The organism is Cellulosimicrobium sp. GQ32, assembly GCF_059758455.1.
On sequence record NZ_JCAXEP010000011.1, the window covers coordinates 45,971 to 58,298 of the forward strand.

Below are 12,328 nucleotides of genomic sequence, written 5' to 3' on the forward strand. Positions count from 1 at the left end.
CTACCCCGGGACTGGTGACGCGCCGACACGGTGGTCCGGTCGGCCCGCCGCGGTGAGCAGGAGCGTGCGCACGTCCTGCGCGACCACGGAGCGTGCGCCGCGCAGGACCGCGAGCTCGGGCACGGCGCTCGCGAGGACCGCGCCGGTGCGCTGGTCGGTGCCGCGGAGCACGGCGGCCGTGGCCTCGGCGAGCTCCGCGCCGCACGCGACCCCCGTCGGCCCGCCGAGCACGACGGCGTCGGGCTCGAGGATCGCCACGACCGGCTGGAGCACGATCGCGACGCGGCGGGCGAGGTCCTGCACGAGCGCGTGGACGGCGTCGGTGTCTCGGTGCTCCCGGACGGCGGCGACGGCTGCGGCGTACGGGGTGCCCTCCGTGACCCCGGGGACGCCCGCTCGGGCGCAGAGCTCGACGAGCCGCAGACCCCCGACGAGGTCCTGGACGTTGACGGAGTCGTCGACCCCGGCGGCGGGGACGGGGAGGTAGCCGATCTCGCCGGCGCCGCCCGTGGTGCCGTGGTGGACGCGCCCGTCGAGCCACGCTCCCATGCCGATGCCCTCGCCCAGCCACAGCAGCGCGAAGCTCTGCTCGTCCCGACCGGCGTCGCGCTCGGCGATCGCGGCGAGGTTCACGTCGTTCTCGACGCGCACGTCGATGCCCAGGGCGTCCTCGAGGTGGCCCCGCAGCCCCGCGCGCGGCCAGCCGGGGAGCTCGCCGACGAGGGCGATGTCGCCCGTGCGCGGGGCGACGGCGGCCTGGACGCCGACGACGGCGGTCGCTACGCGGGCGACCGGGATGCCTGCGTCTGCGCAGGCCTCGTCGCGCGCCGTGCGGACGTCGGTCGCGGCGGCGCGGTCCGGGCCGGCCGCGACGGTGGTCTCGCCGAGCGTCCGGCCGAGCGCGTCCACGACGCTCGCCCGCACGCCGTCGGGCACGACGTCGAGCGCGAGCCCGACGAGGACGTCGGTGCGAGCGGCGTACTGTGTCGCCTGCGGCCCGCGCGCCCCCTGCACGGAGCCGGTCGGCTCGATGAGACCGGACTGCTCGAGCCGCGCGACGATCTGCGAGGCCGTCGGGCGTGACACGCCCGTGCTGTCGCCGATCTGGGACCGGGTGAGCGGCCCGGCGTCGAGCAGGAGCTCGAGCGCCGCGCGATCGTTGATCGTGCGGAGCAGCCCCGGCGTGCCGGGGATCCTCGACGAGGGGGGCGCGGTCATGGCGTTCCTTCGAGCAGGCTTTAGGAAAGTTTCCTAATAGTGCCCTGTCTCGTCCCGTCGCGCAACTCGGCGCGGTCCGAGACGTGAGACCGCCGTCCCGAGGGGTGGCGCGGCAGCGTAGGCTCGCCGCATGACGCGCACCATTGATCTGGCAGTCGTGGCCGGGGACGGCATCGGGACCGAGGTCGTCGAGCAGGGCCTCGCCGTGCTCGAGGCCGCCGTGGCCGGCTCGGACGTGAAGGTCTCCACGACGCCGTTCGACCTGGGTGCGCGCCGCTGGCACACGACGGGCGAGACGCTCACCGACGCGGACCTCGAGGCGATCCGCGGCCACGACGCCATCCTGCTGGGCGCGATCGGCGACCCCAGCGTCCCGTCGGGCGTGCTCGAGCGCGGTCTGCTGCTCAAGCTGCGGTTCGCGCTCGACCACTACGTGAACCTGCGACCGGGCAAGCTGTACCCGGGTGTCACCTCACCCCTCGCCGACCCGGGCGAGATCGACTTCGTCGTGGTGCGCGAGGGCACCGAGGGTCCGTACGTCGGCAACGGCGGATCGCTGCGCACCGGCACGCCGCACGAGATCGCGACCGAGGTATCCCTCAACACGGCGTTCGGCGTCGAGCGCGTGGTGCGCGACGCGTTCGGCCGCGCCCAGGCGCGCCCGCGCAAGCACCTGACGCTCGTGCACAAGCACAACGTCCTCGTGCACGCTGGCCACCTGTGGCGGCGCACGGTCGAGGCCGTCAACGCCGAGTTCCCCGACGTCACGACCGACTACCTGCACGTCGACGCCGCGACGATCTTCCTCACCACGAAGCCCTCGCGCTTCGACGTGATCGTCACCGACAACCTGTTCGGCGACATCCTCACCGACCAGGCCGCCGCGATCACGGGCGGGATCGGCCTCGCCGCGTCCGCGAACATCAACCCCGACCGCACGGCGCCGTCGATGTTCGAGCCGGTGCACGGCTCCGCTCCGGACATCGCCGGGCAGGGCAAGGCCGACCCGACCGCCACGGTGCTGTCGGTCGCGCTGCTCCTCGACCACCTGGGCCTCGGCGACGAGGCGAAGCGCGTCGAGGCGGCCGTCGCGGCCGACCTCGCCGACCGGGGGAGCCGAGTACGCTCGACGGCCGAGGTGGGCCGCGAGCTCGCCGCTCGCGTCGCCGGCTGACACCCCCGCCCGGGTCCTGCACGGACCCGGGCACCGGTTCGCCCGCAGTCCCCGCACCTCGGTCGTCATCGCCCCAGGACCGGATCCCTCCCGTTCTGACCCGGTGACGCCCCTGCCGTCGTCGTACCCTCGCGCGGATCGCCGCACGAGCCGTACGGTCGTGGAAAACTAGGCGGAGACCACCCGGGTCGCCAGGTGAAAGGCCTCATGATGAGCACCCTCGCAGCGCAGCACCAGCCGTCCTCCTCGGAGGAGGACCTCATCGCCCTGTTCGACGTCCGCCCCACGGACGCCCCGACGCCGCCCGCCGAGCGCGAGGCCGCGATCGCGGCCCCGAAGTTCGGCACGGTCTTCACGGACCACATGGCGCGGATCAGCTGGAACTCGACCGACGGCTGGGTCGACCGCCGCATCGAGAAGTACGGCCCCCTCCTGCTGGACCCGGCGACCGCCGTCCTGCACTACGCGCAGGAGATCTTCGAGGGCATGAAGGCGTACCGCCACGCGGACGGGTCGGTGTGGACGTTCCGCCCCGAGGCCAACGCCGCGCGCTTCGCGCGCTCCGCGCACCGGCTCGCGCTGCCCGCGCTGTCGGTCGACGACTTCGTCGGCTCGATCACCGCGCTCGTGCGCACCGACGTGGACTGGGTCCCGTCGGGCGAGGAGGCGAGCCTGTACCTGCGGCCGTTCATGTACGCGTCGGAGGCGTTCCTCGGCGTGCGCCCGTCGCTCGAGGCCGAGTACCTGGTGATCGCGTCGCCGGTCGGGCCCTACTTCTCGGGCGGCGTGAAGCCCGTGTCGATCTGGGTCGACCGCGAGTACAGCCGCGCGGGCGCCGGTGGCACGGGAGACGCCAAGTGCGGTGGCAACTACGCCTCCAGCCTGCTCCCGCAGGTGGTGGCGCAGCAGCACGGGTGCGAGCAGGTGTGCTTCCTCGACTCCGGGACGCGCACGTTCCTCGAGGAGCTCGGCGGCATGAACGTGTTCGTCGTCAAGGCGGACGGCTCGGTCGAGACGCCCGAGCTCAGCGGCTCGATCCTCGAGGGCGTCACGCGCTCGTCGATCATCCGCCTCCTCACCGACCGCGGGCACGACGTGGTCGAACGCAGGATCCCCCTCACCGACGTCCTCGCCGGGATCCGGGACGGCTCCGTGACCGAGGTGTTCGCGTGCGGCACGGCCGCCGTCATCACCCCGATCGGACGCCTCGCGGGGTCCGACTTCGACCACACCATCGGTGGGGGTGAGGCCGGGACGCTCACGATGGCGATCCGGACCGAGCTCACCGACATCCAGACCGGGCGCGCGGCCGACCGCCACGGCTGGCTGCGCCGCCTCGCCTGAGGCGCGTCCTCCGGACCCTGCACGACGACGGGGCGCGCCTCCCGCGGGAGGCGCGCCCCGTCGTCGTGCGGGCCGGTCAGCGTGGACGCGCCGGCCGGTGGGTCAGAGGGCGGTCGCCGGCCGCACGACGATCGTCCGCCCGGCGACGCCCGCGAGCAACGACCAGACCGCGATGCCGATCAGCAGGTTGATGAGCCCGGACAGTGCCGCCGCCGTGACGTCGCTCGACCAGGCGAACGGGAGCACGGCGATCACCACGACGACCAGCGCCATGATCCAGCCGAAGAACGCGCGCGGGCGCGGCGTGCTGAGGATGAGCAGGTGCAGCACGCCTGCGGCGAGGACCGCGAGGATCGCCCCGTCGATCGCCCAGGCCGCCTGGCGCGACCCTGTGCCGAACAGGTCCGGCGGCGGCACCAGCGTGATCGAGAAGATCCGCTCGAAGATGATCACGCCGAGCAGCCCGATGAGCGCGGCGACGAGCGCCGTCGCCGCAGCGCCCGCCCAGAACCGGCCGGCCTCGACCGCGAGGCGCGGGTCCGCGGGGTTGACCGGGGGCCTCTGCTCGGGGAAGCCGGTCGGGGGGATCGCGGGGGGCTGGGCCTGCTGCGGTACGGGCGGCTGCCCGTAGCGGCGCGTCGGGGGGTTCTGCGGGTCGTAGCCGCCCGGCGTCGGGTCGCTCATCGTCACTCCTCGGTCGGTCGCCGCCGCGCCCGAGGGCGATGGGCGGCTCAGTGGATGGACGCTCGTGTCCATCCTCGCGGAACCTGTGGCACCATGTGCCCTGTGACACACCTCGTCTCCCAGCTCATTATCGAGTAGCGCGCCCGGTAGCACTCACCGGACGCGCAGACCTCCCGCACCCTCGGGGGGTCTTTTTGTTGCTGGGCACCACCCCCGCCCGGCGGCACGGATGCCGGGCCTCCCGCCTCACGAGGGCCCCGCCCGGCGTCCTGGGAGACGGACCAGAGGGACGGACGCTGCGGCGTCCGCGACACGACGAACGGCAGGAAGAGGCACCATGACCTCGGCGACGACCCCCGTGACCGGCCCCCGCGAGCCCCGGGTCTTCCACGTCTACGACACGACCCTGCGCGACGGCGCGCAGCAGGAGGGCATGAACCTCTCCGTCGCCGACAAGCTCGCCATCGCCCCGCTTCTCGACGAGCTCGGCGTCGGCTTCATCGAGGGTGGCTGGCCGGGCGCGGTGCCCAAGGACACGGAGTTCTTCCGCCGCGCCGCCAAGGAGCTCGACCTGCGTCACGCCGTGCTCGCCGCGTTCGGCTCGACCCGCAAGGCCGGGCTGCGCGCGTGGGACGACCCGCAGGTGCGGGCGCTCGTCGACTCCGAGGCGCCGGTCGTGACGCTCGTCGCCAAGTCCGACGTCCGGCACGTCGAGCGTGCGCTGCGCACGACGCCCGACGAGGGCCTCGCGATGATCACCGACACCGTGTCGTTCCTCGTGGGCGAGGGGCGCCGGGTCGTCGTCGACGCGGAGCACTTCTTCGACGGCTACCGGTACGACGCCGCGTTCACGCGGTCCGCCGTGCAGGCCGCGTTCGAGGCGGGGGCCGAGGTCGTGGCCCTGTGCGACACCAACGGCGGGATGCTGCCCACGTGGGTCGTCGAGATCGTCGAGGAGCTGCGCGACGCCGTCGGGCTCCCGCACGGGCGCGACGCGCTCCCGGGCGACGCGCTGCTCGGCATGCACGCGCACAACGACTCGGGCTGCGCCGTCGCGAACACCCTCGCGGCCGTCGAGGCGGGCGCGGCCCACGTGCAGGGGACGGTCAACGGGTACGGGGAGCGCACGGGCAACGTCGACCTCCTCACGGTCGTCGCGAACCTCGAGCTCAAGCACGGTCTGCGCACGCTCACCGGGGAGGGGCTGGAGGAGGCCACGCGCATCTCCCACGCGATCAGCGAGATCACCAACATCTCCCCGTACGCGCGCCAGCCGTACGTCGGCGCGAGCGCGTTCGCGCACAAGGCCGGTCTGCATGCGAGCGCGATCAAGGTCGACCCGGACCTCTACCAGCACATCGACCCGACGGCGGTCGGCAACGACATCCGCATGCTCGTCTCCGACATGGCCGGCCGCGCGTCGATCGAGCTCAAGGGGCGCGAGCTCGGGTTCGACCTCTCGGGCCAGGGCGAGCTCCTCACGCGCGTGACCAACAGGGTCAAGGACGACGAGGCGAACGGCTACACGTACGAGGCCGCGGACGCGTCGTTCGAGCTGTTGCTCCGCGAGGAGATCACGGGTGAGCGCCCGCCGTACTTCCGGGTCGAGAGCTGGCGCACGATCGTCGAGCGGGCGGGGTCGCGCGGTACCGAGGCGACGGCCGAGGCCACCGTCAAGCTCCACGCCGGGGGAGAGCGCATCGTCACGACCGGCGAGGGCAACGGGCCTGTCAACGCGCTCGACCACGCGCTCCGGCTCGCGCTCGGCCGCGTCTACCCCGAGATCGACGTGTTCGAGCTCATCGACTTCAAGGTCCGCATCCTCGACACCGAGCAGGGCACGGACGCGATCACGCGCGTCCTCATCGAGACGACCGACGGCTCGACGTCGTGGTCGACCGTCGGCGTCGGGCCGAACCTCATCGAGGCCGCGTGGGAGGCACTGACCGACTCCGCGATCTACGGGCTGGTCCACGCGGGCGTCGACCCCCGCTGAGGCCGGCGCTGCCGCCGGTGCGGGGTCACGTCGAGGCGCCCGCCACCGGCGCGGTGGCGGGCGTGATCCACCCGGTGCGGTGGAACCACGCGACGTAGGAGTCGAGCATCGACGCGTCCACCGGGGGGCACTCGATCCCCGTCCCCGCGAGCCCGGCCTCCACGTTCTCCCTGCCGAACCGAGGAAACGTCCCCTCGAAGTAGAGCTCCTTGACCGTGACGTCCCGAGCGGCGGCGACCGTCGTGAAGATCGGCAGGAACGGGACCACGGGGTGGTCCGGGGACGCGGCGCAGAGCTCACGCAGCCGGCCGACCCAGGTGTCGTAGTCGACGGTCTCGATCCGGTGCCCGGCGGCGCGGAGCCGATCGACCATCTCCCCGAGCAGCCCGTACCGCGGGTTGGTGAGGTGGAACGTCGCGCCGCGGGGATCGACCGGGTGCTCCGCGAGGTGGACGAGCGCCCGGGCGAGGTGGTCGGCGGGGACGAGGTCGAGCGGGAGGCCGACGTCGGGAGCCGAACCCATCTCGGCCATCGCCTTGAAGAACGCGACGATGGCGGCGTCCGTGTTCCAGGCGCCGTCGGTCGTGCGGCCGGTGATCTCGTAGGGGCGGTACACGGACACCGGGACGCCGCGCTCGCGCGCCAGACCGAGGATGCGCTCGGCCACCCACTTGCTCTCCGGGTAGCCCATCGACATCCGCTCGACGTGCTCGACGGCGTCGCGCTCGGACACGTGGGGGACGCGTGCCGACCCTGCGCCGGAGAGCACGGCGATGGTGGAGACGTAGTGCACCGGGATGCCGCCGCCCCGGAGCGCGAGGCTCGCGACGCCCCGGGTGCCGTCCACGTTGGTGGCGCGGAGCCACTCGTACGGGTACGCGAAGTTGACCTGTGCGGCCGAGTGGTAGATGCGTCCCGTGCGTCGCGCGAGCGCGTCCAGCTCGTCCGGGGAGAGCCCGAGCCGAGGCGCCGAGAGGTCGGCCGGCAACGCGTGCACGCGGTGCGCGTCGCCGAGCGGCGGGTGACCGTACCGCTCCTGCGCCGCGGAGATCCGGCGCCGGGCAGCCTCCTCGTCCGGCGCGCGGACGAGGCACTCCACCTCGGCACCTGTGCGTGCGAGCAGCTCGCGCAGGAGGTAGGAGCCGAAGAAGCCGGTGGCGCCCGTGAGGAGGACGCGCCGTCCCTCGGGCCGGTCGCCGAGCGGGGCGGTCTGCGGGAGGTGAACGTCGGCGCGCCACCGGTCGCTCGCCTCCTGCACGAGCGCGCCGTGCGCGGCGACGTGCGCCACGGCGCTCGTGAACGGTCCGAGCCGAGGCTCCGACAGCAGGGACTGGATCAGCGGATAGCCGCTCGCACCGTCCAGGTCGAGCTCGGCCTGGATCCGCGCGACCAGACGAGCGGCGTCGAGCGACGTCCCGCCCGACTCGAAGAAGTGGACGTCGGCACCGCCCGGAAGCCTGAGCGTCTCGGTCCAGGCTGCGCGCACGACCGCCTCGGGGGACGACTTCCCTCCCGTGGCGGGCGTCGCGGCGTCGGGACCGGTGAGGTCCGTCTCTCGCGCACTGCGCTCGAGCCGTCGCCTGTCCGTCTTGCCGTTGGTCGTGCGCGGGAGCTCGTCGACGACGAGCACGGACGACGGCATCATCCATGCGGGGAGCCTGTCCCGGGTGCTGGCGCGGACGAGGGCGAGGTCCACGACCGCGCCCGGCGCGGGGACGACGAACGCGACGAGCCGCGCGTCGGCGTCCCTGCCGACCGCGACGACCGCGGCGTCGTCGACCTGCGGGACCGTCCGTACGGCGTGCTCGACCTCACCGAGCTCGATCCGGAAGCCGCGCACCTTGACCTGGTCGTCGTGGCGCCCGCGGAACTCGAACGTCCCGTCGCCGCGACCGCGCACCCGGTCGCCCGTGCGGTACCAGCGCGTCTCGGCGACGGAGCCCACCGCGAGGCGGACGAACCGGCGCGCGGTGAGCTCGGGGTCGGAGAGGTAGCCGACGGCGAGGCCGTCGCCGCCGATCAGCAGCTCGCCGTCCTCGCCGTCCTCGGCGGGCGTGCCGTCGGGCCGCAGGACGACGCAGCGGGCGTAGGGGACGGGGCGGCCGATCGGCACGGGGTCCTGAGACCCGGGGGCGACGTCGTGCGTCGTGGTCACCGCGGTGCACTCCGTGGGGCCGTAGACGTTGACGAGGCGTCCTGCGCGCGCCGCGACGACGGCGGCCGGGCCTGCGGCGAGCGTCTCGCCGCCCGTGACGACCTGGGCGAGGCCGTCGAAGACCTCCGGCCGGGTTCGCGCGAGATGGTGCAGCAGGCTCGTGGTGAAGAAGGCGGTGTCGACCGCGTCGCGGCGCAGCCGCCGCTCCAGGGCCTCCGGCGCCAGGAGGAGCTCGGACTCGGCGACGACGAGGCAGCCACCTCGCAGCAGGGTCGTCCAGATCTCGATCGTCGACGCGTCGAACGCGAGGGCTGACGCGTGCAGGAACCTGCGTCCCGGTCCCATGTCCAGGAAGCCGCCGCGGGTGGCCAGGAGGCGGACGGCACGCTGCCCGACGCCGACCGCCTTCGGTGTCCCGGTCGACCCCGAGGTGAACATCACGTAGGCGAGCGGGTCCGCCCCGTCCGTCGTGCCGTGCGGTGGTGTCGATGTCGGTGTCGTCGTCGGCCCGCAGACGTCGAGCACCGGGACGTCGCCCACGACGGTCGGCGTCGCGGCCGACGTGCGCGCGACGAGGCGGCAGCCGACGGCGCCCAGCATCGTCGCGGCGCGGTCGCGCGGCGTCGCCTCGTCGAGCGGGAGGTAGGCGGCGCCCGTGCGCAGCACCGCGAGCAGCGCCGCGAGGGTGTCGAAGCCCCGCGGGCCGAGCACGGCGACGACGTCGCCGCGTCGTGCGCCGCCGTCGACGAGGCGTGCCGCGACGTCGCACGACGCCGCGAAGAGCTCCACGTAGGAGTAGGTCCGGTCGCCCTCGACGACAGCGGGTGTCGACGGGTGGGTGCGCACTCGGTCGTCGAAGAGCGCGACGAGGGTACGGGCGTCGTCCATGAGTTCCCCCTGCTTCGCAGACGTCCACGGCGCGCCGGCCCCTGCACGACGATCGTCCCGTGGACGTACTCACACGATCGCACCGGGACCGTCGCGCCGCATGCGCGCGGCGACGGCGGCCGTGACCGACGTCTCCCGCCGAGCGGGCGTCTCGCGGGCTTAGGGTGGACGGGTGCGTGGTGAGTACAAGGTCCCCGGTGGCAAGCTCGTGGCGGTCGACGTCGAGGTGGAGGCCGGGCGGCTCGCCCGCGTCGCGGTGAGCGGCGACTTCTTCCTCGAGCCGGACGACGCGCTCGAAGACATCGACGGTGCGCTCACCGGCATGCCGGAGACGGCGACGGTCGCGCAGCTCGCGAGTGCCGTGCAGGGCGCGCTCGGCGAGGACGTCACGATGATCGGCTTCTCGCCCGAGGCCGTCGCGATCGCGGTGCGCCGTGCGCTCGGGCACGCGACGGGGTGGCACGACCACACGTTCGAGCTGATCCACGAGGGGCCGGAGAGCCCGGCGATGCACCTGGCGCTGGACCAGGTGCTCACCGAGGAGCTCGACGCCGGTCGACGCGGCCCCACGCTGCGGATCTGGGAGTGGGCGTCGGCGGCCGTGATCATCGGCTCGTTCCAGTCGCTGCGCAACGAGGTCGACGCCGAGGGCGCGGCACGGCACGGCGTGACGGTCGTGCGCCGGATCTCGGGCGGCGGGGCGATGTTCGTCGAGCCGGGCAACACCATCACGTACTCCCTCTACGTGCCTGCGTCGCTCGTCGAGGGCCTGAGCTTCGAGCGGTCGTACGCGTTCCTCGACGACTGGGTGCTGGGTGCGCTCGCGTCGGTCGGCATCGACGCGACGTACAAGCCGCTCAACGACATCGCGTCGCCCGCGGGCAAGATCGCCGGGGCGGCGCAGAAGCGGCTGCGCGGGGGAGCGGTGCTCCACCACGTGACGATGGCGTACGACATCGACGCCGACAAGATGACCGAGGTGCTCCGCATCGGCCGGGAGAAGCTCTCGGACAAGGGGACGAAGAGCGCGAACAAGCGCGTGGACCCCCTGCGCTCGCAGACGGGCATGTCCCGCGAGGCCGTCATCGAGGCGTTCGAAGACCACTTCCGGTCGCGGTACCGGACGGTCGAAGGCAAGGTCACGCCCGAGGAGCGGGCGCAGGCCGAGGAGCTCGCGCGCACGAAGTTCTCGACGCCGGAGTGGACCGCGCGCGTGCCGTGACCCCGACGTAGCGGGGTCTCGCCCGACCAGCCAGGGCTCTCCCTCGCGCGACCGGGTGGCTGCCCCGCCGCCGATTGTTAAGAACGTGCAACATCTGTCGACCGGGCTTTCGTTCGCGCGACGATGGCAGTAATCTTCACGCATACGTCCTCTGATGGAAGTTAGTTTCACGCCGCGCAGGCCGACCGGCCGCGCGGGACCGTCAGGACACCCGAACCGGCCGTCCCCCATCGGCCGACAGAAAGGAAGTGTCACGGCATGCAGCGACGCAGCACGGTGGCCGTCACGGGCACCCTCGTCCTCACGCTCGGCCTGGCCGCGTGCAGCTCCGGCGGAGGGTCCGGATCCGAGGCGACCGGGGGCGACGACGCCACCGACTTCTCGGGCGAGACCCTCACCGTCTGGATCATGGAGGGCACCAACCCCGACGCCGACGCGTTCTTCGACGAGGTGACGACCGCGTTCAAGGAGGAGACCGGCGCCGACCTCCAGATCGAGTTCCAGCCGTGGGCCAGCGCCCACGACAAGTTCACGACCTCCATCGCGGGCGGCACGACGCCGGACGTCGCCGAGGTCGGGACGACCTGGACCGGTGAGTTCGCCGACGTCGGTGCGCTCGCTGACCTCTCCGACCGTATCGCCGAGGCCGGCCTCGAGGACGACCTCGTCCCGGGTCTCGTCGAGTCCGCGACGCTCGACGGTGGCACCTACGGCATGCCGTGGTACGCCGGCGTGCGCTCGGTCGTGTACCGCGCCGACCTGTTCGAGGCCGCGGGCATCGAGGCGCCGACGTCGTGGGACGAGCTCGTCGCCGCGGCGGACGCGCTCAAGGCCGCGAACCCCGAGATCATCCCGTTCCCGGTCGCCGGTGACAGCCAGTACGGTGCGATGCCCTTCGTCTGGGGCGCCGGCGGCGACCTCGCGGTGCAGGACGGCGACACCTGGACGTCGGCGATCAGCTCGCCCGAGTCTGTCGAGGGCCTCGAGTTCTACACGGGTCTCGCGACCGAGCACGGCTTCTCGACCGCTGCCGCGACGACGTGGAAGGAGACCGACCTCCTCGCCGCGTTCGAGCAGGGCCAGGTCGGCATGATGATCTCCGGGAGCTGGACGCCGGGCAAGATCGTCGCCGACGTCCCGGACATGGAGGGCAAGATCGGCGCCTTCCCGATCCCCGGCCAGACCGAGGGACTGGCCGACTCGTTCCTCGGCGGCTCGCACCTCGGTGTCTTCGAGGCGAGCGAGAAGCAGGACCTCGCCTGGGAGTTCGTCGAGATGATGACGACCGGCGAGTTCGCGGAGGAGTGGGGCCAGCAGTCCGGCTACTTCCCGGGCCAGACGTCGCTCCTCGAGAAGGTCATCGAGGAGGACGACCCGCTGGTCGCGCCGTTCGCCCAGCAGATGGTCGAGGCCGGCCGGTCCGTCCCGGTGACCCCGCTCTACGGCCAGATCCAGGGCAAGAAGACGCTCGAGACGATGCTCCAGTCGATCCTCTCGGGCAGCGCCACCGTCCAGGAGGCCGCCGACACCGCGGCCGCCGACATGGACGAGACGTTCGGCTCCTGAGCCGACCCGCGTCCGGCCGCGGGGACACCCCGCGGCCGGACGCCGCGCTCCTCCGCCCTCCCGTACCACGCGACAGGACCA

Annotated in this window: 8 protein-coding genes; 5 read left to right on the plus strand and 3 right to left on the minus strand. The window is 73.1% G+C overall.

Features of this window, described 5'->3' with window-relative positions; all coding sequences use genetic code 11:
- Positions 1-1,218 carry an ROK family transcriptional regulator gene (locus tag AC6CH9_RS16670; protein ID WP_498155897.1) on the minus strand — a complete coding sequence of 406 codons (1,218 nt, stop codon included), beginning with the start codon at positions 1,216-1,218 and terminating at the stop codon, positions 1-3.
- A gap of 130 nt (positions 1,219-1,348) precedes the next feature.
- Between AC6CH9_RS16670 and AC6CH9_RS16675 the strand changes: the two genes are divergently transcribed.
- Positions 1,349-2,392: a 3-isopropylmalate dehydrogenase gene (locus AC6CH9_RS16675; protein ID WP_498155898.1), complete on the plus strand. Its 1,044-nt coding sequence runs from the start codon at positions 1,349-1,351 to the stop codon at positions 2,390-2,392.
- A 210-nt stretch (positions 2,393-2,602) separates the two neighbouring features.
- Positions 2,603-3,736, plus strand: a complete 1,134-nt coding sequence (locus AC6CH9_RS16680) for a branched-chain amino acid aminotransferase (RefSeq protein ID WP_498155899.1) — start codon at positions 2,603-2,605, stop codon at positions 3,734-3,736.
- Positions 3,737-3,838: 102 nt separating this feature from the next.
- Here the strand turns inward: AC6CH9_RS16680 and AC6CH9_RS16685 are convergent, their stop codons facing one another.
- Positions 3,839-4,420 carry a hypothetical protein gene (locus AC6CH9_RS16685; protein ID WP_498155900.1) on the minus strand — a complete coding sequence of 194 codons (582 nt, stop codon included), beginning with the start codon at positions 4,418-4,420 and terminating at the stop codon, positions 3,839-3,841.
- A 337-nt stretch (positions 4,421-4,757) separates the two neighbouring features.
- Between AC6CH9_RS16685 and cimA the strand changes: the two genes are divergently transcribed.
- Positions 4,758-6,416, plus strand: a complete 1,659-nt coding sequence (cimA, locus tag AC6CH9_RS16690; protein WP_498155901.1) for a citramalate synthase — start codon at positions 4,758-4,760, stop codon at positions 6,414-6,416.
- A gap of 25 nt (positions 6,417-6,441) precedes the next feature.
- Here cimA and AC6CH9_RS16695 read toward each other — a convergent pair whose 3' ends face one another.
- Positions 6,442-9,459: a non-ribosomal peptide synthetase gene (locus AC6CH9_RS16695; RefSeq protein WP_498155902.1), complete on the minus strand. Its 3,018-nt coding sequence runs from the start codon at positions 9,457-9,459 to the stop codon at positions 6,442-6,444.
- A 172-nt stretch (positions 9,460-9,631) separates the two neighbouring features.
- Between AC6CH9_RS16695 and lplAB the strand changes: the two genes are divergently transcribed.
- Both lplAB and AC6CH9_RS16705 read left to right on the plus strand, forming a co-directional pair.
- On the plus strand, positions 9,632-10,681 hold the full coding sequence (lplAB, locus tag AC6CH9_RS16700) for a lipoate-protein ligase LplAB (RefSeq protein WP_498155903.1): 1,050 nt from the start codon (positions 9,632-9,634) through the stop codon (positions 10,679-10,681).
- A 258-nt stretch (positions 10,682-10,939) separates the two neighbouring features.
- Positions 10,940-12,247 (plus strand): sugar ABC transporter substrate-binding protein, encoded by a 1,308-nt coding sequence (locus tag AC6CH9_RS16705; protein WP_498155904.1) that lies wholly within the window; start codon positions 10,940-10,942, stop codon positions 12,245-12,247.
- Positions 12,248-12,328: the final 81 nt, after the last annotated feature.

What these genes read in the sequence shown, in the direction of transcription:
- AC6CH9_RS16670 (WP_498155897.1), bottom strand. Translation starts at nt 1,218, where the DNA reads ATGACCGCGCCCCCCTCGTCGAGGATCCCCGGCACGCCGGGGCTGCTC.
- AC6CH9_RS16685 (WP_498155900.1), bottom strand. Translation starts at nt 4,420, where the DNA reads ATGAGCGACCCGACGCCGGGCGGCTACGACCCGCAGAACCCCCCGACG.
- AC6CH9_RS16705 (WP_498155904.1), top strand. Translation starts at nt 10,940, where the DNA reads ATGCAGCGACGCAGCACGGTGGCCGTCACGGGCACCCTCGTCCTCACG.
- AC6CH9_RS16680 (WP_498155899.1), top strand. Translation starts at nt 2,603, where the DNA reads ATGAGCACCCTCGCAGCGCAGCACCAGCCGTCCTCCTCGGAGGAGGAC.
- AC6CH9_RS16675 (WP_498155898.1), top strand. Translation starts at nt 1,349, where the DNA reads ATGACGCGCACCATTGATCTGGCAGTCGTGGCCGGGGACGGCATCGGG.
- AC6CH9_RS16695 (WP_498155902.1), bottom strand. Translation starts at nt 9,459, where the DNA reads ATGGACGACGCCCGTACCCTCGTCGCGCTCTTCGACGACCGAGTGCGC.
- cimA (WP_498155901.1), top strand. Translation starts at nt 4,758, where the DNA reads ATGACCTCGGCGACGACCCCCGTGACCGGCCCCCGCGAGCCCCGGGTC.